General features: G+C 62.0%; 18 protein-coding genes and 1 pseudogene. 13 read left to right on the forward strand and 6 right to left on the reverse strand.

The features are described from left to right. Nucleotides 1-132 (reverse strand): annotated as a pseudogene (locus GD429_RS34305) (IS256 family transposase); the annotation flags it as partial. A 461-nt stretch (nucleotides 133-593) separates the two neighbouring features. Between GD429_RS34305 and GD429_RS34310 the strand changes: the two are divergent. Next, nucleotides 594-1,523, forward strand: a complete 930-nt coding sequence (locus tag GD429_RS34310) for a hypothetical protein (RefSeq protein ID WP_152863888.1) — start codon at nucleotides 594-596, stop codon at nucleotides 1,521-1,523. A gap of 36 nt (nucleotides 1,524-1,559) precedes the next feature. Here GD429_RS34310 and GD429_RS34315 read toward each other — a convergent pair whose 3' ends face one another. The 4 genes from GD429_RS34315 to GD429_RS40765 form a co-directional block, all read right to left on the reverse strand. Continuing rightward, entirely contained in the window at nucleotides 1,560-4,355 is a 2,796-nt protein-coding gene (locus tag GD429_RS34315) for a dsDNA nuclease domain-containing protein (RefSeq protein ID WP_152863890.1), read from the reverse strand. A 308-nt stretch (nucleotides 4,356-4,663) separates the two neighbouring features. After that, a complete protein-coding gene (locus GD429_RS34320) occupies nucleotides 4,664-6,391 on the reverse strand; it encodes a TIGR04141 family sporadically distributed protein (RefSeq protein WP_152863892.1) in 1,728 nt (575 codons plus the stop codon). A 516-nt stretch (nucleotides 6,392-6,907) separates the two neighbouring features. Beyond that, entirely contained in the window at nucleotides 6,908-8,098 is a 1,191-nt protein-coding gene (locus tag GD429_RS34325) for a tyrosine-type recombinase/integrase (protein ID WP_152863894.1), read from the reverse strand. Next, nucleotides 8,092-8,397 (reverse strand): hypothetical protein, encoded by a 306-nt coding sequence (locus GD429_RS40765; RefSeq protein ID WP_193727276.1) that lies wholly within the window; start codon nucleotides 8,395-8,397, stop codon nucleotides 8,092-8,094. Before GD429_RS40765 ends, GD429_RS34325 begins: the two co-directional genes overlap by 7 nt. 335 nt (nucleotides 8,398-8,732) lie before the next feature. Between GD429_RS40765 and GD429_RS41405 the strand changes: the two genes are divergently transcribed. The 12 genes from GD429_RS41405 to GD429_RS34385 all read left to right on the forward strand — a co-directional run bounded on the left by GD429_RS41405 (nucleotide 8,733) and on the right by GD429_RS34385 (nucleotide 22,479). Next, nucleotides 8,733-8,960: a hypothetical protein gene (locus tag GD429_RS41405; protein WP_227791953.1), complete on the forward strand. Its 228-nt coding sequence runs from the start codon at nucleotides 8,733-8,735 to the stop codon at nucleotides 8,958-8,960. A 499-nt stretch (nucleotides 8,961-9,459) separates the two neighbouring features. Further along, a complete protein-coding gene (locus tag GD429_RS34335) occupies nucleotides 9,460-10,989 on the forward strand; it encodes a complex I subunit 4 family protein (protein ID WP_152863896.1) in 1,530 nt (509 codons plus the stop codon). Nucleotides 10,990-11,259: 270 nt separating this feature from the next. After that, nucleotides 11,260-12,147 carry a ubiquinol oxidase subunit II gene (gene cyoA, locus GD429_RS34340; RefSeq protein ID WP_152863898.1) on the forward strand — a complete coding sequence of 296 codons (888 nt, stop codon included), beginning with the start codon at nucleotides 11,260-11,262 and terminating at the stop codon, nucleotides 12,145-12,147. A 3-nt stretch (nucleotides 12,148-12,150) separates the two neighbouring features. Beyond that, nucleotides 12,151-14,157: a cytochrome o ubiquinol oxidase subunit I gene (gene cyoB / locus GD429_RS34345; RefSeq protein WP_152863900.1), complete on the forward strand. Its 2,007-nt coding sequence runs from the start codon at nucleotides 12,151-12,153 to the stop codon at nucleotides 14,155-14,157. Beyond that, the gene (gene cyoC / locus GD429_RS34350) at nucleotides 14,157-14,765 is read left to right on the forward strand and encodes a cytochrome o ubiquinol oxidase subunit III (RefSeq protein ID WP_152863902.1); all 609 of its coding nucleotides are present in this window, start codon (nucleotides 14,157-14,159) and stop codon (nucleotides 14,763-14,765) included. The genes cyoB and cyoC overlap by 1 nt, the downstream gene beginning before the upstream one ends. Continuing rightward, complete coding sequence (gene cyoD, locus GD429_RS34355) at nucleotides 14,766-15,098, forward strand: cytochrome o ubiquinol oxidase subunit IV (RefSeq protein ID WP_059450405.1); 333 nt, start codon at nucleotides 14,766-14,768, stop codon at nucleotides 15,096-15,098. A 332-nt stretch (nucleotides 15,099-15,430) separates the two neighbouring features. Continuing rightward, the gene (locus GD429_RS34360; protein WP_152863904.1) at nucleotides 15,431-15,790 is read left to right on the forward strand and encodes a hypothetical protein; all 360 of its coding nucleotides are present in this window, start codon (nucleotides 15,431-15,433) and stop codon (nucleotides 15,788-15,790) included. Nucleotides 15,791-15,931: 141 nt separating this feature from the next. Then, nucleotides 15,932-17,815, forward strand: a complete 1,884-nt coding sequence (locus GD429_RS34365) for an extracellular solute-binding protein (protein WP_152863906.1) — start codon at nucleotides 15,932-15,934, stop codon at nucleotides 17,813-17,815. A 52-nt stretch (nucleotides 17,816-17,867) separates the two neighbouring features. After that, entirely contained in the window at nucleotides 17,868-18,911 is a 1,044-nt protein-coding gene (locus GD429_RS34370; protein WP_152863908.1) for a microcin C ABC transporter permease YejB, read from the forward strand. Between the two features lie 48 nt (nucleotides 18,912-18,959). Further along, nucleotides 18,960-20,057: an ABC transporter permease gene (locus tag GD429_RS34375; protein WP_152863910.1), complete on the forward strand. Its 1,098-nt coding sequence runs from the start codon at nucleotides 18,960-18,962 to the stop codon at nucleotides 20,055-20,057. Continuing rightward, nucleotides 20,054-21,676 carry an ABC transporter ATP-binding protein gene (locus GD429_RS34380; RefSeq protein ID WP_152863912.1) on the forward strand — a complete coding sequence of 541 codons (1,623 nt, stop codon included), beginning with the start codon at nucleotides 20,054-20,056 and terminating at the stop codon, nucleotides 21,674-21,676. The genes GD429_RS34375 and GD429_RS34380 overlap by 4 nt, the downstream gene beginning before the upstream one ends. A 128-nt stretch (nucleotides 21,677-21,804) precedes the next feature. Then, nucleotides 21,805-22,479, forward strand: a complete 675-nt coding sequence (locus tag GD429_RS34385) for a C40 family peptidase (RefSeq protein ID WP_152863914.1) — start codon at nucleotides 21,805-21,807, stop codon at nucleotides 22,477-22,479. 164 nt (nucleotides 22,480-22,643) lie between these two features. Here GD429_RS34385 and GD429_RS34390 read toward each other — a convergent pair whose 3' ends face one another. Continuing rightward, entirely contained in the window at nucleotides 22,644-23,573 is a 930-nt protein-coding gene (locus GD429_RS34390) for a patatin-like phospholipase family protein (RefSeq protein ID WP_152863916.1), read from the reverse strand. Nucleotides 23,574-23,634 lie beyond the last annotated feature (61 nt).

The raw sequence follows: 23,634 nt of genomic DNA on the forward strand, positions 1-23,634 counted from the left end.
CAGCATCAGATCCTGAACCTCGGTCGGCGTCATCGGCCCCTTGACCAACTGGTCCAGCAGTTCCTTGGGCAACTCAGGCAGCGGCCCGCGGGCCGCTGCCTGACGCGCTACGGTTTGCCTCTTCTTCTTCATCGGCATATCCATGACTTTTATACCTCATGATATGCCCCGCCCACGAAATGACGGATAGGTCCGTGCACGACGACCAATTGGCTGCGGTATCGAAGCATCGTTACCTTACGGCTTGGGATCAATTGCAACGGTTCGTGTCGAGCACCGGGCGCTCGCCGATTCCGGTAGTGGAAGAGGTAACATAACCCTAATCAGCCGAGTGGCGACGTCTTTGCTACAGCTGACACCAGCAGAGAAGAAATTGAATCCCGCGTCGGTGGCTTGGTCTGCATCCTGAGTCACGCAAACCTCACTCGTCGGACGGGGTGTGTTGGGAATGTCAAGAAAGAGCCGGGAATCAAATGACTGAGCGGAAGTACCGATTCGAGAAGCCACGCAACCCTCGCCAACATTTGGAGGCGCTTTATGAAGAGCTTTCCTTTTCCAAGCGAGGGTACAACGATAGTCGACCGACCGAAACGTTGAAGGATTACGTTGCGGAACTCCTTAAAGAGGCCCGAGACGCTAAACGACAGAGAGAGTACGAAAAAGAGGCAGAGGAAAGAGACAAGTCGTGGGCAGTGGGTGCGTTGGCAGTATTGGCCTCCGTACTTATATTTGTCGGAATGAGCCGCCAAGGATCATGGCTTGATGACTACCTTTTCGCGATACGACTTTGGGCGATTGGGTTCGCGGCCGTCTTCGTGGGCGTATCCATTGAACGTAGTTCGTTCTTCACGCGGTTATGGGCGTACGGTTTTACTAAGCTTACGGCCTCAATTGCGGTATCTGCCTTGGTCGTATTCAGCACCGGCAAGGCCTCCTCGTTGATCAACGGAGTCTTCCCGGTAGATGCCTCGGCTTTGCCCTTCACAAGGGCGATCGTGGCCGGACTGCTAGCCTTCGAGTACGCGTATCCTCTTCTACTGGTTGTTGCTGTATTCGCAGCAATACACGCACTGGTCCTCTTCGGATGGGTAAAGCTAAAACTTTCAGGCGAAGAGAAATATAACGGACCGCCCATTCAGTCGGTCGCGTTTCTCTTGCTATCGGCCGTAGTGCTAGTGTCCTACGCGAAATGGGTGAACAAGGACTTCTCAAATGATGCGTGGCCGGCCAAGGTATATCGACTTGCACACTTGCTCGACTTCGACGCGAAGTACGAATGCACGAATATCCCCAAGGGATTCTCGGTAGTTTTTCTTGGGCCGGATCATGCTCGCGTGCTGCTTGATCAGAATAACCCACAGACCGAGAATATAGAATCATTTGTCGACGCAGGGACTAGCGGGCAGACTGATATTCCGCAGCGGTTCGATGTTCTTTCGTGCGAGATGCGGACTCAGCTCACTGACGGAGAAAACGGCACAGGTATGAGCGGAACTTCTCCGGCAGACGCGCCCGTTCGATAGCCGAGTGGCGGGGCGCATCAGTCACGTCGACCCCGGTCACGACTGGTTTCCGTGGCAATGTTTGAACTTCTTCCCCGAACCGCAGTAACAGCGTTCGTTGCGTCCAATTTTCCGTGCTGGTGCTGGAAATGCCCACTGCATAGGCGGCGCGTCTTGGCGTAGTCTGGAGATTAGGCGTCTCTGGTTGGCGAGTTCAGCTTGCCCCTCGAAACTAAGCCCAGCCTCGTAAGGCGCGAGCTTTGCCATCTCAGCGGCGGCTTGATCATGATCGCCGCAATATGCCAGCACGACGGCGTACTGGCTTCGCACGGGGACCATGTGCGAGACCAATTTTCGTCCAACCACTGTCGGAAGTAAGTTTCGCTCGAAAACCTCTCGGGCTCCAATGTAGTCGTTCCGGGCCACAAACTCATCGACAAGGTCTTGCCCGACGCGCACAAACGAATCGAGTGCGTTAGCCATGGAATAGAACTTCATCGCATGGATACGGGCGAACGGCGCGCGCCGATCCATCTTGTTCAGAGCGTGTGCTTGTAGATCAAGACAGTCGGCAAGGTGCTTGAGATCATCGGTGTGGTCAGCGTCTTTCCTTAACAGCGGAAAAATCTCTTCTGGATTGCGCAGCATTACATTCCCGAGCTCGAGGCCCAGCACATCGTAATATTCGGCGATCAGCTTCTCCGTAATCTGCGCACACGCGTCGTACTCTTTGAGGTTGTAGAGAGCGTGAGCTGTGTTGTACCGGAAGACTCTGACATGTGCCGGCTTCTCCGGCATCAGCTTGGACACCCGTTCGATTTCGTCGAATACTCGCCCCACGTCACCGAGACGCGCGGCGATATTCATGTTTTTCATCGCTACAGTAAGTCGGTGCTCGTCGTCGAGACCGTGCTGGCTTATTAGACGCTCCATCTCCGCGAGGCGTTCCATCGCCTTTGGGATGTCTTTCCGTTTGAAGTCACCGAATGCCAAGCCGTCGAGTGCTGCGAAGCGCTGCTTCGGATCGATTGAGTCCGAGGCGGCGGCCTTCTCGAGCATGCCGGAGATTTGTTCGATCAACCCCATCTCGTGAAAAATTTCGTCGGTTGCGAATTCGACGAGTGTTTTCACGTCACCAAGATCCGCGAGAATCTGCAAATACAGCGAGAGCTTGGCCAGATCCTTCTGTCTCAAAATAGAGGCAAGGAGCACATCTTTGAGCGCGGATTGTGCTGCGCGTTGGATTCGTTGGCCGAGCCCGTCAAGGTGTACCCGCCCCAGTACCCGCATCGCGTCGTGGACTTTTAGGCGGTCGCCGCCAAAGAGTTCAATTGCGCCGGTAGGCCGAAGGGCTCGAACTACCCTGGCGAACCCGCGCCGGTCAAGGCTGATGGCTCGTTCTAGGAATTTCTCAGCCTCAGCGCGTTCCAGAGGAATGTCCGCCAGGCAAAGAATCGCCAATGTATCTCGGCTCTCGGGAGCCAGACCGCCGAACACTCGCGCCAAAATAATCTCCTGCGCAGTCGGTGTGTCATGGGTCTGCGTTTCAAGGTCGTCGCAAAAGCGCTTGAGTTCTCCACCGTATTGGGTAGCGGTGATCTGTGCAGCGTTCTGTACGTAGAGCGGCAGCCCTGCGGTCAAGACGTGCAGCCGCTCGCATGTTGCGTAGTCCGCGCGGCAACCTTGAACTGCAGCCTCCGCAGCAATTGTATCTGTCGTCCAGCCAGACAAGGGCTCAGGTGTGATGGCAAGAGTGGCTTGCAGTTCTTGCACGGTTGCACCGGGCTGCGCCAGCAAGATGAAATGCGCCTGCGGGATCTGCTGGACGAGGGCACGTAGGCTTTCTGCCGGGATTCGATGTGCATTGTCAATGACAACAGTCGCATCGATCTTATCCGCCTGAAGACGAAGCCCGATAGCGCGCAGCATCTCGGCACCGGACGCGCCTGGCAGCAAAATTCGACCGAGCGCCCCACCACTTTTGCCAAAGAAGCGCCCCGCGAGTTCACGAGCGAGTGGTGTGGCAACCGCGGGCCCGGGTGTGTCGCCCACGTCGAAATAAGCGAGCGCGGCGGAGCTGTGCAGCGCCGTCTGCGCAGCCCACATGGTTTTTCCGGAACCAGAAAAGCCCATGATGACCCGCACGCGCGCATCGGATGCAAGCATGGGCTCCGCCTCCTGCGACCGATAGTGAGGGGGCGGAGCCGGAAAATCCTGAAGCTGCATGGCCAGTTGTTCAAAGAGGTCCGGTAGTTCCCTCGCCTGAAAAGTATGGTCGACTCGCGGCGGCATCCCTGCCGCAGCTGCCATCGCCAGTCCCGCCAATTTCCAAACGAGGGTTTCCGGAGTAAGCGAGCCGAACGGCAGCGCTGCTGCTATTGTGGCGCAAGCCGTGAGGCCCTCGGGTACGTCAATCCACGGCGAAGGGAGGGTGCTATCCGTTGGCGCACTTCCTGGCCAATGGATCGTTGTATCAACTGGCCAATTTTCACTTTTAATACGCCCGGCCAGCTTAGGGCCTGGTTGAACATTGGCAACGATTACGAACGACGCCCCGCCCGTCCGGCTTCCGTTCTCATGTTCTTGCCGGAGTTGCGTAAATCGTTGGATGGCCCCCGTGATGTCGCCTTCCGTCAGCGGTTCCGAGCGGGTTTTCACCTGCACGTAGATGTGTCGGTCGGGAAGAACAATTTCGATATCTTCGTCGGCTTCGACGATGACAGCAGAGGAGCCAGAGCCCGAAGCTAACAACAGACAGCCGGCTGCGTAGAGGTGCTGATAGAGAAATCCTCGGTGGACCGCTTCGATCCGTTTGAGTTGGAGCGAATCTAAGACGATGGGCTGACTAGTCATACGAGCGTCATGTAGGTAGGGTTCTCTCGATTTTTCGCCTTCCAGAGGCGCGCATTTATGTGGCCGTATTCTTCGAACATATCTTCCTTCCTTGCTTTGGGTCGAGTTTATATGCGACTTGCTGGAAGGCGAAATTCCAGGGGAAGCTCAAGAACCTATAACCGTCGCCAGGGTTTTCTGACGATGCCGAGAATTATGGGCACCGCGTGCTGCCGTAGCCCATGCCGCGCATCGATGCGACGGAAGGAAGGCCTCATCGCTTGCCGCAGACGTTCGATGTCCACCTTGAGGGCGGCCCGTGGCGAAATTCATGCGGCAGGCGGGGGCGTGGGTGGCGCTTGAGTGCCCCCTCGCCGCGTGGTGCTTCGTCGCGGTACTGCGGAGTTCGCCGATCCCACCGCATTGCGGGCAGGCTTGTAGTTTGCGGTTTTCAGGAAGTCAGGATCGATGTCGATGCGCGCGAGCGCGACTTGAAAGCCAAGCCCGTTCAAGCCAATGATTGCGTTTTTGAGGGTGATTTTTGAAAAGAACGGCAAGTCCTTCGGAAGCTCCTTCGTGGTTGCGATGGCGTAGACGATCCGATAGTTCTCCGCCTTTGGACGGGCGAGAGGGTCGTGGAGCTTAATCGTGGCAGGGAGCTTTTCGTTGAGCTTGACCCGAAACTGTTCGTGTCGCATGAACGTCTCCGCTGAGACGCTCCCCTGAGCGAAGAGGTGGCTGAGTGTTGCAGAACTCCGATACAACTTCACGTGGATCAGGTCGCGACCATCGTGCACGAGATCGCAAAATTCGATCTTGTCGTAGGCGTTGCCGAACGAGATATTTTTCTTGTCTAGCAGTTCATATCCAGCATTCTCTTTTGCTACGCTCTCGTTGTACAGACCCTCATTGGCATGTTGGTAATCAGGCATCTTCACTGGCTCGGCATCGAGGCGCTTAAAGTAGGAGTCGATTTCGTCGGCAAACTTCCTGCTGACTTCGTACCACAGCCCATTGCGCAGAATGAACGTTTCCTTACCCATCGGAAGTTCCGCATAGAGGCACCGATAGGCGGTCCAGCTCTTGATCGATTGATAATTCGCGTCATTCACGTGTACCGAGATGGACCGCAGTAGCGCCGCGCTTGGCTTTTCTCCTTGCTCGGCGATGTATTCGAGTAACTGGTCGACTTGCAGCGTACGGTGGCGCGCCGTCCTTGACCGCTGGTCGAACGAGTAGCCGGTCTGCATTTCCCAGTCCACGATCTCCGGCTCCCCAAGCCAGAGATTTTCCGGCCTGGGATCTGATCGCAAGGCGTCGGTGAGCGCGTCGTCAAGACATTCGATCATCGTCGAATCGCGGACTCGATGGACATTGTCGATCCAGGCGAATCGCTCGGGCAAAGGCCTGTTCCGGCGGGTGAGCGCCTCGGCTAATATCTTTGGAAGGTCGTCTAGGGTCGCCGGCGGATTGATTGTCAACGCGTCGCGGCCGCTGATGTGTTCGCCGAAAACTGCGACCTCTGATGTTCCGGTGACTGCATGGACCATGTCGAGTTCCGGGTCGATGTTCAAATCGAATATGTCGGCGTCTCGTGCGCTCTGGCTCCGTACGTGTAACGGATTTACTTCGTGGCTCGCTTTGTCGAGGCTGCGGAGTTTTAGTGGATCGATCGAATTGAGCGTTACGCGCAATCCGAAGTCGCGCTCGACCAAATCCAGGTTTATGAGGTGGTGTCCCATCCCGAACGACAGCGCGAAAAGCGCGCCGGCGTGCTGGACTAGCAGGACGGCCCCCTCGGAACGTGTACCTTCGAAAAGGTCGGGCGGCACGTCTTGGTTGAGAACGAGAAATGGAGCCCAGTCGGGCAATTTCGGGCGCGAGCTCTTCTTGGCGTAAAGGCGAGCGACTCCCTCGCTGATTTTTAGATCGTAGGGTGACTTCGCCCGGTCGATCTTAACGATCTGCTCATCAGGCAGTTTTGCGTCCTTGACGAGATATATCGTAAGGTGCTCCCGTCTGGCTTGATGCTCTCTCAACATCGTCCCCGCAATCATTTTGTTTTTCTCGGCATCGCGCCGAGCGGGCACGACGGTGAGGTTAAAAACAGTGCGCCCAGAATTAGGTGCTCGTCAACAACAAATTGCGCTCGCGGGCAGTCGATTTTTTCGCAACATGCAAGCCAAATAAATGAAAGGTTTTCGTAATTAATGGGGTTTGTTACACCCGGGTTTTTATGAGTCTTGCAGCCGAAGCGCAGGCTATGATTGAACGAAAATGCGAATTGCTGAGAACAGCGCGGGTGCCGATGCCTAACGCCAGGACTTTATGCGATCGCGAACGACTATTCGACGAGGTGTGAATCGCGCCGATCGTGTGTGTCCGTGAAATATAGGGAATTCTTGGCACCGACATTCGGAGAGCATGTGAGGTTCTTCAGGTGCCAGCGCCTACGCCAGGGCGTTGGACATGCGTTGAGATAGGGCTACTAGATGCTTAATCTGAGAAACGCAAAGGGTTGCGGGCCCACCCTGCCTGTAACCCTTTATCTCCTTCCATTTGGCAAGTTGATGTCAGCTGGAATAGACGTGCTGCGCCCACGCTTCCATGAGTGGACGTCGCTGTTCTAGCAGATCTGTTCGGTGGTACGCAGCTTCGACCTTGTTCGCAACGGTATGAGCGAGCGCGCGCTCGGCGAGGTCGCGTGCGTAACCGTGCTCGCTCGCCCAATCCCGAAAGCTGGAACGGAAACCATGAGCAGTGGCAAAGCGCTCAGGCGTGTCGCTTTCGGCTTTGACACGACGGAGAAGCGCAGTCAGCGTCATGTCGCTCAACACCTTTTCCCGAGGAGACGGAAAAACGAGGGTGTCGTGCACCTGACGTTCCTTGATGGCTTTGACGAGCAGCAGGGCGTGTTTCGACAGCGGAACCCGATGCGGTTCTTTGGACTTCATGCGGGCAGCCGGAATGTTCCAGATACCCGCATACAAATCGAACTCATCCCAAATCGCACCGCGGACTTCTCCACTGCGAGTCGCCGTCAGGATCAGGAATAGCAATGCGGCACGCGTGCTGTCGCCGGGCTTGTAGTCGACAAGATGAGCGGAGATGAATTTGGGCACTTGCTGCCATGGCATCGCAGGCTGGTGCTCCGGTTTGCTGGACTGTTTGGGGAGGAGGTGGTCCACGACGCTAATAGGGTTTGCCGTGATGTGACCGTGCGCCCACGCCCACTGCATTACTGCGTGCATTCGTTGCCGGGTACGGCTGGCTGTTTCCGCCTTCGTCAACCAGATTGGGCGAAGCACGTCTGCGCAGTCTCCGGGGGAGATTGCGTCAAGCTTGCGGTTCCCCAGTTTGGGAAAGACGTAGGTTTCGAGCGTGCTGATCCATTGCGCGGCATGTTTCTCGTTCTTCCAGCCTGGCTTGAGTTCTTCATGAACCTTTCGAGATGCTTTCTCGAACGTGAGCGCGGCTGCCGCGACCGTGGCCGCTTCGCGTTCCCGGTTGCGCTGGTCGATCGGATCTTCGCCGCTGTCGATGAGCTTGCGCATGGCGAGCGCCTTTTCGCGAGCTTCGGCAATTGGCGTTTCAGGATACGTGCCGAGACCGGCGTCTCGCCGCTTGCCGGTGATCGGACTAGTGAAGCGCAAGGTCCATTTGCAGCCAGATTTGGACGGTGTCAGCAACAGTCCCGTCACCTTTCCATCAAAAACCGGCTTGTCGCCCGGCTTCATTGCTTTTGCTTGTTTGTCGGTTAGCATCGTTCTTTTGGCCCATCATTTAGCCCATCAGCAAGCGCTGGATGGGGTTGGATGGCGATAGGGTAAATTGGATCGTTGGACGGCGCAATATATTGAAAATTAAAAGAATAGTTGGGTTGGGTTGGATGGCGTTGCATGCGGTTTTGGCGGTCTCCGTCTCCGCCAAAAGCGGTGACAAAGCCCCGCAAGTTCTTGGACTTGCGGGGCTTTTTCTTTTTCCGCTGCATCCACGCACAACACACGCGATGCAGCCGGATTTCATCCGCAGGCGGAATTGGCCGAGGCAGCCAGTCAGGCAATGCGTGCTCGACTTGAGCGGCGGTAACGCGCTACATATCGCGTATCGATTGGCGCGACTCAAGGTGACGCTCCTGGCCAGCCCGCATTTCGTTCTGACAGTCCTCTCTCATCGACCTGCCGACGGACTTGTCGACAACCACGAGCGTTACGCGCGGCTGCACGGCTACCGGCATGCGACGGTCGACGGTCGACGGCATGCACGTGTATGGCGAGCGCCGGCAGGTCCTGCACAAGTACCACGCGATCGTCGCGCAGCTCGTCGCGATGGAGCCGGGCGCATTGCTGCTGGTGCTCGACCCGTTCTCCGTCGTGTTCGACCTGCACGCGCTGCCGGATGTCGCATACGGTTTACGATGCGATCGTCACGACGCAGTCGTCGAAGTCGGCGCTGCCCGCCGCAAGTCGCATGATCGATGCGCACCATATCGTCGATGCGATGACGCTCGCGTCATCGCCGGTCTATGCCACGCGCGACAGCCGCTTCGTCCATTTTCCCGCACAACACAACCACTATCGCGCGGTGACGATGCGCGTATGGGATCGTCTGAGTCATCGGCGCTAGCGTGGCCGGGCACATGATCGACGCGGTGCCTGCCGCGACGCCGAAGGGTGGAGCGGCCATTTGCCCGACCTGCATCGAGCACGATCAATCGAAATAAAAATGAAAGCATCGGTGTAAGGCCGGAGGCACCGCGCGATCGCACTCCGGCACGGTTCCAACCATCGTGCTCCAGCGCTCGGAAATGATGCATCGGCGTCAAAATTGCGGCGCTGCGTCGATTTTCACGACATCCCCCAACGCGCAATACGAAAAATTACTCATAAAAATCAGCATTCTGCGCCTGCGCAGAAAATCGACGCGCTGCTGCGCTGCAAAAAATAATCGATCGCCTTATGCTGGTTAACCCGATTGCGCTTGAGCGGCGTCAAGTTTTCACGTGATACCGCTTTACATTTTGCCAACATTGGCGATTCACGAAATCTATCTGTCTATTCGATTTCGTTCCTTTCGTATCGCCTGTCCCCGACGCAGTGCGCGACCTCATCAAGGCCTTGTTGACATGCATTATTTCCCCTTCCTGAGCCTGGCCATCTGGGTTCCGATCCTGTTTGGCGCGTGCCTGCTGCGCGCCGGTTCCGACCGTCATCCACGCCGGACGCGACTGATCGCGCTCGCTGGCGCGCTGGCGGGGCTGGTCGCCGTCGTCCCGCTGGTTGCCGGTTTCGATGCGCATTCGGCCGCGATGCAGTTCGTCGAAAGCCGTAACTGGCTGGCGGCGTTCAATTCGGGATGGCGGGTCGGCATCGACGGCGCGTCGCTGTGGCTCGTCGTGCTGACCGCATTCACGACACTCGTGGTGGTGGTCGCGTCGTGGGAGTCGGTCACGGTGCGCGTCGCGCAGTACTACGCGTCGTTCCTGATCCTGTCGGGGCTGATGGTCGGCGTGTTCGTCGCACAGGACGGGCTGCTGTTCTTCATCTTCTTCGAGGCGACGCTGATCCCGCTTTACCTGCTGATCGGCACGTGGGGGCGCGAGCGCCGCGTGTACGCAGCCGTGAAGTTCTTCTTCATCTCGTTCGCCGGCTCGCTGTTGCTGCTGATGGCGATGCTGTACCTGTACGCGCAGTCGCATACGTTCGACATGGCCGTGTGGCGCACGCTGCAGCTCGGTTTCGCACCGCAGTTGCTGGTGTTCCTCGGCTTCTTCGCCGCGTTCGCGGTCAAGGTGCCGATGTGGCCGGTCCACACGTGGCTGAGCGACGTGTACACGGATGGGCCGACGGGCGCCGCGCTGATGCTCGCGATGCTCAAGCTCGGCGGCTACGGGTTCCTGCGCTTCGCGCTGCCGATCACGCCCGACGCGAGCCACTTCTTCGCACCGGCCGTGATCGCGCTGTCGCTGTTCGCGATCGTCTATGCGAGCCTGATCGCGCTCGCGCAGACCGATCTCGGCAAGCTGCTCGCGTACTCGACGGTCGCGCACATGGGCATCGTCACGCTCGGGCTGTTCCTGTTCAACCGGATCGGCGTCGAAGGCGCGATCGTGCAGCTCGTGTCGTACGGCTTCGTCGCGGGCGCGATGCTGCTGTGCGTGAACGTGCTCGTCGATCGCACGAAGCAGCGCGAGATCGCCGCGTACGGCGGTGTGGCGGGCGTGATGCCGCGTTTCGCGGCCTTCACGCTGCTGTTCGCGATGGCCAACGTCGGCCTGCCGGGCACGTCGGGGTTCGTCGGCGAGTTCATGGTCATCATGGGCGCGATCCGTTTCAACTTCTGGATCGGCGCAATCGCGGCGCTGACGCTGATCCTCAGCGCGTCGTACACGCTGTGGATGCTCAAGCGCGTCGTGTTCGGCAAGGTCGCGAGCCAGCGGATCGCGAAGCTCGCCGACCTGAACCGTCGCGAGATCGCGATGTTCGCGTCGCTCGCGTTGATCGTGCTGGCGATCGGCATCGATCCGAAACCGTTCACCGACGCGATCGATCCGACCGTCGGCAAGCTGATCGACGAAGCCAGCCATTCGAAGGTGCCGGCGTGGGACGGCCCCGCGCACGCGCAGCCGTCGTTCATGGCAGCGACGCACGGCTGATCGAGGCACGCCGCGAGGGCGGGGCGTATCGCACGGCGATGCGGTCGTTGCGCACACATCTATCGCGGTCCGGCGCATGCGGCGCCGGGCCCGCTTCCGGGTGCGTGAAATTGCCCCGCGACAATGTGTCTCACGGCAGATTTTGCAATGATGATTTGCCGCATCCACCGGTTTTTCATCGCACCCGCGCGACGTATGATTCGGCCACTTTCGTGAATCGAATGCGCATCGGGCATACGCAAACGGATTCAATGACCCTCGGGCTGTGTGATGAAAACAAGAGCTTCAAGAGGCTGGTCGGCGCTGATGTCAATCGGCGCGGCACTGAGCCTGTCAGGCTGTAATTTAGATGTACTAAATCCGAAAGGAAGCGTAGGTGCAGCCGAAAAGGCGCTGATCGCGACGTCCACCTGGGCGATGCTGATCGTCGTCGTGCCGGTGATCCTGCTCACGCTGTGGTTCGCGTGGCGTTACCGCGCATCGAATCGCAACGCAACGTACGCGCCGAACTGGTCGCACTCGACCGCGGTCGAAGTCGTGATCTGGACGGTGCCGACGCTGATCATCCTGTTCCTCGGCGTGCTCACGTGGAAGACCACGCACGAGCTCGACCCGTACAAGCCGCTCGAGTCGTCGGTGAAGCCGATCGACGTCGAGGTCGTCGCGCTCGACTGGAAGTGGCTGTTCATCTATCCGGAACTCGGCATCGCGTCGGTGAACCAGCTCGCGATTCCGGTGGGCACGCCGGTGAACTTCCGCATCACGTCGGATTCGGTGATGAACTCGTTCTTCATCCCGCAGCTCGGCGGCCAGGTCTACGCGATGGCCGGCATGCAGACGCGCCTGCACCTGATCGCCGACGAGCCCGGCAACTACGCGGGCACGTCCGCCAACTTCAGCGGCCGCGGTTTCTCCGACATGAAGTTCCGCACGCTCGCCGAGCCGCGCGAACAGTTCGACGCATGGGTGCAGAAGGTGAAGGCGTCGCCGGACCGGCTCGACGCGACCGTGTACGGAACCGTCGCACAGCCGAGCGAGAAGGCGCCCGTGCGCTACTTCTCGTCGGTCGATCCGCGGCTCTTCCACAACATCATCGCGAAATACAACGATGGCCACGTCCTCGACCTGAAGGACGCCGCCTGCGGCACGAAGGGGTAACGCATGTTCGGCAAACTCACACTATCGGCAATCCCGTTCGATCAGCCCATCATCATGGTGGCAGGCGCCTTCATGGGGCTGGCCGTGCTGGGCATTCTCGCCGCGCTGACGATCACCGGCCGGTGGAAATGGCTGTGGACGGAATGGCTGACGACAGTCGACCACAAGAAACTCGGCGTGATGTACATCATCGTCGCGCTGATCATGCTGCTGCGCGGCTTCGCGGACGCGATCATGATGCGCATGCAGCTCGCGCTCGCGTACAACGCGCCCGGCTACCTGCCGCCGCATCACTATGACCAGATCTTCACGGCACACGGCGTGATCATGATCTTCTTCATGGCGATGGTGTTCATGGTCGGCCTGATGAACCTGATCGTGCCGCTGCAGATCGGCGCGCGCGACGTCGCATTCCCGTTCATCAACTCGCTGAGCTTCTGGATGACGGCCGTCAGCGCGATCCTGATCAACATCTCGCTCGTGATCGGCGAATTCGCGCAGACGGGCTGGCTCGCATACCCGCCGCTGTCGGAGCTGCAGTTCAGCCCGGGGGTGGGGGTCGACTACTACCTGTGGGCGCTGCAGATCTCGGGCGTCGGCACGCTGCTGACCGGCGTGAACTTCTTCGTGACGATCATCAAGATGCGCGCGCCGGGCATGACGCTGCTGAAGATGCCGGTGTTCACGTGGACTGCGCTCTGCACGAACGTGCTGATCATGGCGTCGTTCCCGATCCTGACCGCGACGCTCGCGCTACTCGGCCTCGACCGTTACCTCGGCATGCACTTCTTCACGAACGAAGCCGGCGGCAACGCGATGCTGTACCTGAACCTGATCTGGGCGTGGGGCCACCCGGAGGTGTACATCCTGATCCTGCCGGCGTTCGGCATCTTCTCGGAAGTCATTGCGACGTTCGCGAAGAAGCCGTTGTTCGGCTACAAGACGATGGTGTACGCGACCTGCGCGATCATGGTGCTGTCGTTCCTCGTGTGGCTGCATCACTTCTTCACGATGGGCTCGGGTGCGAACGTGAACGCGTTCTTCGGCATCATGACCATGATCATCGCGATCCCGACCGGCGTGAAGGTGTTCAACTGGCTGTTTACGATGTATCGCGGCCGGATCGAATTCACGACGCCCGTGCTGTGGACGATCGGCTTCATGGTCACGTTCACGCTCGGCGGCATGACCGGCGTGATGATGGCGATTCCCGGCGCGGACTTCGTGCTGCACAATAGCCTGTTCCTGATCGCGCACTTCCATAACGTGATCATCGGCGGCGTGCTGTTCGGCTATCTCGCGGGCTTCAACTACTGGTTCCCCAAGGCGTTCGGCTTCAAGCTGAACGAGAAGCTCGGCAAGGCGGCGTTCTGGTTCTGGCAGGTCGGCTTCTACGTCGCGTTCGTGCCGCTCTACGTGCTCGGCTTCATGGGCATGACGCGCCGGCTCAACCACTACGACAACCCGGCCTGGCATCCGTGGCTGCTGGTCGCCGCGTTCGGCGCCGTGCTGATCGCGATCGGCATTGCGTGCCAGCTGCTGCAACTGGTGGTCAGCATCCGCAACCGCAACCTGCCCGAGTACCGCGACACGACGGGCGACCCGTGGGGCGGCCGCACGCTGGAGTGGGCGACCTCGTCGCCGCCGGCCGACTACAACTTCGCGGTGATCCCGCAGGTGCGCACGCTCGACGCGTATGCGGACATGAAGACGCGCGGCGAAGGCCGGCCGAACCCGGCGTCGATCCGCGACATTCACATGCCGTCGAATACCTGCGCGGGCCTCGTGGTCGCGATTTTCAGCCTGGTGCTCGGCTTCGCGCTGGTGTGGCACATCTGGTGGCTCGCGATCGCCGGGCTCGTCGGGATCGTCGCGACGCTGGTGATCTACAGCTCGCGCGATAACGACGGCTATTACATCCCCGCGTCGACGGTGCGGAAGATCGAAGACAAGCAGCCGACCAAGCGCGTGCCTGCGCGTGTCGACGATGTGGAACTGGAGGCCAACTGATGTTGCAGAAAACCTTGAGCGCAACCCTGCTTGAGCACGACGACCATCCGCCGTCGCATTCGGTGTTCGGTTTCTGGCTGTACCTGATGACCGACTGCGTGATCTTCGCGGCGCTGTTCGCGACGTTCGCGGTGCTTGGTCAACAGTATGCGGGCGGGCCGACCGCGAAAGACCTGTTCGACATTCCGGGCGTCGCGGTGGAAACCGCCGCGCTGCTGCTGTCGAGCATCACGTACGGGTTCGCGATGCTCGCCGCGTACAAGCAGAGGCGCGGTGCGCTGCTCGCGTGGCTGGCGGTGACGTTCGTGCTCGGCGCGGCGTTTCTCGCGATGGAGTTGCGCGAGTTCTCGCACCTGATCGCGGAGGGCGCCGGCCCGCAGCGCAGCGCGTTCCTGTCGGCGTTCTTCACGCTGGTGGGCACGCACGGGCTGCACGTGACGGCCGGCCTGCTGTGGATGATCGTGCTCCCAGGGCAGATCGTGTTCCGCGGCGGCGACCTGACCGATCGCGACCTGCGGCGCCTGACGTGCCTGAGCCTCTTCTGGCACTTCCTCGACATCGTGTGGATCTGCGTGTTTTCCTTTGTCTATCTCGCGAGCGTGATCTAAATGGCCCATTCGCATTCGTCTCAACTCGAAGAAGGGCACGGCAGTGTCGGCGGCTACGTCGCCGGCTTCGTCCTGTCGGTGCTGCTCACGGCCGCGTCGTTCGGCCTCGTGATGGGCGGCGTGCTGTCGCCGCATGCGTCGCTGATCGCGCTCGCCGTGCTCGCGTTCGTGCAGATCGTCGTGCACCTCGTGTACTTCCTGCACATGAACGGTTCGTCGGGCCAGCGCTGGAACGTGATGGCATTCAGCTACACGGTGCTGACCGCGGCGATCCTGATCGTCGGCACGCTGTGGGTGATGCACAACGTCAGCATGAACATGATGTCGCGCTGAGCGGCGGCGCGGCGCCGGGTTCGATATCCGCGCGCGTTGATGAAGAAAAGGCGGCACGCAAGTGCCGCCTTTTTGCTTTGTTGCAGCCGCGCCGCGCAAGACGCTCAATGGCGAGACGACGATGGACGCGCCGGGGCGCACAAGCGCGAGCCGGACGGGGTTCGGCAGCCGGCTGGACGAGGGCGGGCCCGGGCAGGCGTCGATTGTTACAAGACGTTAGCGCACGCTTCCCGTTGCGATGCCGCGCATCAGTTCTTACAAACTTGAAATATGCGGGGAAGGTGCTTGCCGCTATAGTCGAATCACACATGACACAACCAGAAGAGGAATCCATGAAGACCTTGCGTGTTGCCTCGCTCTTGACCGGTATGACGGCCTTGCTCGTGTCGGGCGCAGCAATGGCGGGAGTCAATGTCGGGATCAACGTCGGCGTGCCGGCACCGGTTTACGTCGCGCCCGCGCCCGTGTATGCGCCGCCGCCGCCGGTCATCTATCAGCCGGCGCCCGTGTATGCACCTGCGCCCGTCTATGCGCCGGCGCCGGCGATCGTGCTCGGCTGGCACGGCGATCGCTACTGGGACGGCCGCCGCTACTGGGGCCGCGACGAGTGGTATCGCCACCATGGCCGCGGCTGGGGTGGCGACCGCGATCGTGGTCACTGGGATCATGGCCGCCACAACGGCTGGCGCTGATCGACACGCTGCGCCCGCGTGACGCGGGCGCGCTGTCCGTTCGTGAAGAAACCGCCCGCGTGGCGGTTTTCTTTGGGCTCGAAGGATTGAATGGGTAGAATCGTCACACGTTACTACCCTCATTCGACCGACAGGGCCTCTATGACGAAGGGTTCGCCCCGGGCCGCCACCGCGCGCGTCCGCTTCGCCGCGCTGCGTGCCGCACGGGCCGCCGGCCGCGTTGCCGCGGTGTTTGCGATGCAGGCGGCGCTGGCCGCGACGGCCGCGCACGCGGCCTACGCCATCGCGCAGTACGGCGAGCCGAAGTATCCGCCAGGCTTCAAGCATTTCGACTACGTCAACCCCAATGCGCCGAAGGGCGGCACGCTCGTGCTCGCGAACCCGAACCGGCTGACGTCGTTCGACAAGTTCAATCCGTTCACGATGCGCGGCAACCCCGCGCCGGGCATCGACATGCTGTTCGAGAGCCTGGCGACGGGCAGCTCGGACGAACCGGCGTCGGCGTACGGGCTGCTTGCCGACGATATCGACATCGCGCCCGATCGCCGCTCCGTCACGTTCCACCTGAATCCTCGCGCACGCTTCTCGAACGGCGACGTCGTTACGGCCGACGACGTCAAGTTTTCGTTCGACACGCTGAAGAGCAAGCTGGCCGCGCCGCAGTTCGGCGCGTATTTCGCTGAGATCGCGAAGGCCGTGGTCGTGGATCCGGCCACCGTGCGCTTCGAGTTCCGCAGCGCGAATCGCGAACTGCCGCTGATCGCCGGCGGCGTGCCCGTGTTCTCGCGCAAGTGGGGATTGCGCGCGGACGGCTCGCGCATCCCGTTCGACCAGCTCGCGTTCGAGCGGCCGATCGGCAGCGGCCCGTACCTGATGGAGCACTACGACAACGGTCGCACGATCACTTACCGGCGCAACCCTGACTACTGGGGGCGCGACCTGCCGGTGCGGGTCGGCACTCACAACTTCGAGCGAATCGTCTACAAGCTGTACGGCGACGGCGTCGCGAGGCTCGAGGCGTTCAAGGCCGGCGAATACGATGTGCTCGTCGAGTACATCGCGCGCAACTGGGTGCGACGCGACGTCGGCAAGCGTTTCGACAGCGGCGAGCTCGTCAAGCGCGAATTCCGCCAGCACAACGGCGCGGGCATGCAGGGCTTCTTCATGAACCTGCGCCGGCCGCTGTTTCGCGACGCGCGCGTGCGCCAGGCGCTCGATCTCGCATTCGACTTCGAATGGCTGAACCGGCAGCTGTTCTACAGCGCCTACGCGCGTCTCGACAGCTATTTCGCCGACACCGACCTGCAGGCGACCGGCACGCCGGGCGCAGGCGAGCTGAAGCTGCTGGAGCCGCTGCGCGCGCAGCTCGACCCGGCGGTGTTCGGCCCGATGGTCACGCAGCCGGACACGGACCCGCCGGGCTCGCTGCGCGCGAACCTGCTGAAGGCGCGCGCGCTGCTCGCGCAAGCAGGGTGGACCTATCGCGACGGCGCGCTGCGCAATGCGAAGGGCGAGCCGTTCACGTTCGAGATCCTCGACGATGCGGGCGGCGCGATGGAAGGCGTCGTGACCGCGTACCAGCGCAATCTTGCAAAGCTCGGCATCGACGCACGCTTTCGCACGGCCGACTATGCGCTGCTGCAAAAGCGCCTCGATGCGTTCGACTACGACATGACGACGGTCCGCTTGCCGGGCGTGCAGGTGCCGGGCGCCGAGCAGTTCTCGCGCTACGGCAGCAAGTTCGCCGACGAACCGGGCTCCGACAACATCATCGGGCTGAAGTCGCCGGCCGTCGATGCGCTGCTGCACGCGCTCGGCACCGCGCAGACGCGCGACGAGCTGCTCGACGCGACGCACGCGCTCGACCGCGTGCTGATGCACGGCTACTACGCGGTCCCGCAGTGGTACAGCACGACGCACCGGATCGCGTACAAGCGCACGCTCGCCTATCCGCAGACGCTGCCGCTGTACTATTCGGCCGAGGGCTGGGTCGTGTCGACCTGGTGGGCGAAGCCCGCTCACTGACGCGCGCCGGCCCTTCGTCCAACCCAGCCTACCGATCACGAGTCGACGCCCTATGTGGAGCTACATCCTCAAACGCCTGCTGCTGATGATCCCGACGCTCGTCGGCGTGCTGACCCTCACGTTCGCGGTGATCCAGTTCGTGCCGGGCGGCCCGGTCGAGCAGGCCGTGCAGGAACTGCGCAAGGGCGCGACGGAGCAGGGCGCGGTGCCGTTCGGGATGCGTGCGCACACCGGCGTCGACGCGCAGCAGCTCGCGCAGCTCAAGGCGCTGTACGGTTTCGACAAGCCGCCGCTCGAGCGCTACTGGCTGATGCTGAAGCGCTTTGCGCGCTTCGATCTCGGCGACAGCTACTTCCGCCACCAGAGCGTGTGGTCGCTGATCGTGCAGAAGCTGCCCGTGTCGATCAGCATCGGGCTCTGGACGTTCTTCCTCACATACCTCATATCGGTGCCGCTCGGCATCGCGAAGGCCGTGCGCAACGGTTCGCCGTTCGACGTCGCGACGAGCCTCGTCGTGCTCGTCGGTTATGCGATCCCGGGCTTCGTGCTCGGCGTGCTGCTGCTCGTGCTGTTCGGCGGCGGCTCGTTCTGGCAGCTCTTTCCGCTGCGCGGGCTCACGTCGGACAACTTCGCCGAGCTGTCGCTCGCCGGCAAGGTGCTCGACTACCTGTGGCACATCGCGCTGCCGATCACGGCGTCGGTCGTCGGCAGCTTCGCGGTCATCACGATGCTCACGAAGAATGCATTTCTCGACCAGATCCGCCGGCAATACGTGCTGACCGCGCGCGCGAAGGGGCTCTCCGAGCGCAGCGTGCTATGGAAGCACGTGTTCCGCAATGCGATGCTGCCGCTGATCGTCGGTTTCCCGGCCGCGTTCATCGGCGCGTTCTTCACGGGCAGCCTGCTGATCGAGACACTGTTCTCGCTCGACGGCCTCGGGCTGCTGTCGTACGAGTCGGTCGTGCGGCGCGATTACCCGGTCGTGCTCGGCACGCTGTACCTGTTCACGCTGATCGGGCTCGCGACCAAGCTGATTTCCGACCTTTGTTATGTGTGGGTCGATCCGCGCATTCAATTCGACAACCTGGAGCGCTGACATGAAACCGTCCGTCTGCATGCCCGGCGTCACCGGGCGAGGTGCGCGATGAACCGGGCCGTCGTGTCGTCCCGCATCGACGTGGCGCGCGCGCGTGTGTCGCCGTCGCCCGCGCGCCGTGTATGGCAGCGCTTCCGGCAGCAGCGCCTCGGCTACTGGAGCTTCGTGATCTTCGTCGTCGCGTTCGCCGCGAGCCTCGCGGCGCCGCTGTGGTCGAACGACAAGCCGCTCGTCGTGCGCTATGACGGTCAATATTATTTCCCGCTGTTCCATGCGTACCCGGAGACGACCTTCGGCGGCGATTTCCCGACGCCGGCCGACTATCTCGATCCGTATGTCCGCAAGCGGCTCGAGGCGCCCGGTAACTTCGTCGTCTACCCGCCGAACCGCTATTACTACGACACGCTGAACTACTTCTCGAACGTGCCGAACCCGGCGCCGCCGTCGCGCCAGAATTGGCTCGGCACCGATGCGCAGGGGCGCGACCTGCTCGCGCGGCTCGTGTACGGGTTCCGCGTGTCGGTCGAGTTCGGGCTGATCCTGACCGTGATCGGCACGCTGCTCGGGATCGCCGCCGGCGCCGTCCAGGGCTTCTTCGGCGGTCGCATCGACATCGTCGGGCAGCGGCTGATCGAGATCTGGAGTTCGCTGCCCGAGCTGTACCTGCTGATCATCTTCGCGTCGATCTTCGAGCCGAGCTTCCTGTTGCTGATCGTGCTGCTGTCGCTGTTCGGCTGGATCGGGCTGGCCGATTACGTGCGCGCGGAATTCCTGCGCAACCGCACGCAGGACTACGTGCGCGCGGCGCGCGCGATGGGGCTCACGAACTGGCAGATCATCTGGCGCCACGTGCTGCCGAACAGTCTCACGCCGGTGATCACGTTCCTGCCGTTCCGGATGAGCGGCGCGATCCTCGCGCTGACGAGCCTCGATTTCCTCGGGCTCGGCGTGCCGCCGCCGACGCCGAGCCTCGGCGAGCTGCTCGCGCAGGGCAAGGGCAACCTCGACGCATGGTGGATCTCGCTGTCGACGTTCGGCGTGCTGGTCACGACGCTGCTGCTGCTGACCTTCATGGGCGACGCGCTGCGCAACGCGCTCGACACGCGGATTGCCGATTCGGTGCGCGCGGCGGGAGGCCAGCGATGAGCGAAACGGTCGTATCGACGCACGACGAGCCGCTGCTGTCGCTCGAACGTCTGCATGTGCGCTTCGGCGACACGGTCGCGGTGGACGACGTGACGCTTGCGATCGGCCGCGGCGAGCGCGTCGCGCTCGTCGGCGAGTCGGGTTCGGGCAAGAGCGTGACCGCGCTGTCGATCCTGCGGCTGCTGAGCGACGCCGACGTGAGCGGCGCGATCCGCTTCGCGGGGCAGGATCTTGCGGCCAAGAGCGAGCGCGAGATGCGCGGGCTGCGCGGCTCGGACATCGCGATGATCTTCCAGGAGCCGATGACGGCGCTCAACCCGCTGTATACGATCGGCGTGCAGATCGGCGAGACGATCGTGCTGCACGACGGCGTCTCGGCCGTCGAGGCGCGCAAGCGCGCGATCGCGCTGCTCGCGCGTACGGGCATCGCGGAACCCGACAAGCGTGTCGACAGCTACCCGCACCAGTTATCGGGCGGCCAGCGGCAGCGCGCGATGATCGCGATGGCGCTCGCGTGCCGGCCGCGGCTGTTGCTGGCCGACGAGCCGACCACCGCGCTCGACGTGACGATCCGTGCGCAGATCGTCGACCTGCTGCTGGAACTGCAGCGCGAGGAAGCGGAAAAGCGCGGGATGGCGATCCTGCTGATCACGCACGACCTGAATCTGGTGCGGCACTTCGCCGACCGCATCGCGGTGATGGAGCACGGCCGGCTCGTCGAGAGCGGGCCGGTCGAGCGGATCTTCGCGGAACCCGAGCATCCGTATACACAACGGCTGCTGAACAGCCGGCCGCAACGCACGGTCGCGCCGGTGATGCCGATCGCGCCCGTCGTGCTCGACGCGCGCCATGTGAGCGTGCAGTTCGCGCGCAAGCGGCCGGGCTTCGCCGGCTGGTTCGGCACGGTGCCCGTGACGGCCGTCGCGGACGTGTCGGTGTCGGTGCGGCAGGGCGAGACGCTCGGCATCGTCGGCGAATCGGGGTCCGGGAAATCGACGCTCGCGATGGCGCTGCTCGGGCTGCAGAAGACGGCCGGCGGCGAGATCGAATTCCAGGGGCGCGCGCTGTCGACCTATCGCGGCCGCGAACGGACGGCGCTGCGCTCGAACATGCAGGTCGTCTTTCAGGATCCGTTCAGTTCGCTTTCTCCGCGTCACACGATCGAACGGATCGTCGGCGAGGGGCTCGAACTGCATCGCCCGGAAATGACACCCGATGCGCGCCGCGCGAAGTCGCTCGCGGTGCTGCGCGAAGTCGGCCTCGATCGCACGGTGCTGCACCGTTACCCGCACGAGTTCTCGGGCGGGCAGCGCCAGCGGATCGCGATCGCACGCGCGCTGGTGCTGGAGCCGCGCATCCTGATCCTCGACGAGCCGACTTCCGCGCTCGACGTGTCGATCCAGCAGCAGGTGCTGAAACTGCTCGCGAATTTGCAACAGAAATACAACCTCGGCTATGTATTCATCAGCCACGACCTCGAGGTGATCGGCGCGATGGCGCACCGCGTCGCGGTGATGCAGGACGGCGCCGTCGTCGAGTCGGGAGACGTGACCGACATCTTCACCAGACCGTCACATCCTTACACACAAAAGCTGTTGAAAGCGGTCTGGAAAGCGTGATAGGCGTCCAATGGTCTGACCATCTCGATTGTATTTTTTAATTTGTTTTGACAAACGATTACGCGCTGGCTAGTATCGACCGAAATTTTCCGCCAATCAGCTGATTTTTAAGCACATTCCATCGACCAATGCAGCATCGATCCCTGACCCAGGCATGCGCGCGCACCATCGCCGGGCTGTTCATCGGCGCCCTGTTCGCAGCAGCTCCCGGCGCGTTCGCCGACGAAGTCAGCAGTTTTAACCAGAATGTCACGAATTCGACTCAAATCGGGTCGAGTTCCTCCGCCCAGCAGACCAGCGCGCAGCCGTCGGGCGGCGGCGCGAAGTCGTTCCTCGCCGGCATGGCGGGCAAGGCAGGCGACGTCGTCGTCGGCGCGCTGAACATGATCGGCGTGCGCTATCGCTGGGGCGGCAACTCGCCGGATTCGGGCCTCGACTGCAGCGGCTTCGTCCGCTACGTGTTCCAGGACACGCTCGGCATGTCGCTGCCGCGTCGCGCGGAAGAGATGAGCCGGGTCGGCGAGAAGGTAAGCATGAGTAACCTCAAGCCGGGCGACCTCGTGTTCTTCAACACGATGCGCCGCACGTTCTCGCACGTCGGCATCTATATCGGCGACAACAAGTTCGTGCATTCGCCGTCGACGGGCAGCACCGTTCGCGTCGACGATCTCGACAGCGGCTACTGGGAAAAGCGTTTCACCGGCGCGCGCCGTCTCGAGTCGGAGTTCCCGATGAAGGCAGAAGATCTGCGCCAGCGCGTGCGCGCGACGATCGGCGACGATTCGGCGAACGGCAACAACTGACGTTCGCCGGTCAGCTGGACCGGATTGAAAAAAACCCTGTCACCGAAAGGTGGCAGGGTTTTTTGTTTTGGAGCCGGCGCAGGCAGCGAGGCGAAAGTCGTTCCGGCGGCAGCGGGGCGGCGGCGCGTGCCGTCCCCCGTCCCGTCCCGCGAATGGCGTGCTTCTTACGCGGCGGCGGCCAAGCCGCGCGCCGTCGCGAGCTTGCGCTGCAGTTCCGGCATGATGCGCGCGACCGCTTCCTCGCCCGCGAGAATCGCCGCGTTGCGCTGGTTGAAGTCGCTGCCGCCCATGGCCGCGAGGTTCGGGCGGATCACGACGTCCGCGTATTTGTCGAGCTCGTAGGTCTTGATCGTCTGGCCCATGATCGTGAAGGTCTGCAGCAGCATCTCGATCGGGTTGCTGGTCGCCGCGCCGTCCGGCCGGGCCGAGATGTCGACCGCGATCACGAAGCTCGCGCCCATCTTGCGCGCGTACGACGCGGGCACCGGGCTCACGAGGCCGCCGTCGACGTATTCGCGGTTGCCGATCTTCACCGGTTCGAACACCGACGGCACGCTGCACGACGCGCGCACCGCGAGCCCCGCATTGCCTTGCTGGAACAGGATCGGCTGGCCGCTCTGCAGATCCGTCGCGACGATGCCGAGCGGCTTCGCCATCTTCTCGATCGGCCGGTTGTTGAGCGTCTTGTTCAGGAAGTTCTGCAGTGCGACACCCTGCAAGAGGCCGCGCGAGCGGAACGGCAGCGCCCAGTCGCTGATCGCCGCCTGATCCATGTCGAGCGCGATCTTGTTGATCTGCAGCGCGCTCATGCCGGACGCATAGAGTGCGCCGACCACCGAGCCCGCGCTCGTGCCCGCGACGATCTCGATCGGGATGCCGCGCGCCTCGAGCGCCTTCAGCACGCCGATGTGCGAGAAGCCGCGCGCGGCGCCGCCGCCGAGCGCGATGCCGATCTTCACGGGCTTCTCGTTCGGCTGCGCGAGGTTGGATCCGTTGTCGGGACGGGACTTGCCGCCGAATGACGTACAGGCGGCGAGGCTGGCGGACGCGCACGCGATCGTGAAGTGGCGGCGCGACAGGCGAGGGGACGACATCGAATGGTTCTCCGGCGGCTTGGCGGCGGGTTACACGGCCCGCGGCGGCGATAGGTTCCGA

Origin of the sequence: Burkholderia sp. BE17, from assembly GCF_009362305.1 — a bacterium.
GTDB classification, from domain to species: domain Bacteria; phylum Pseudomonadota; class Gammaproteobacteria; order Burkholderiales; family Burkholderiaceae; genus Burkholderia; species Burkholderia pyrrocinia_C.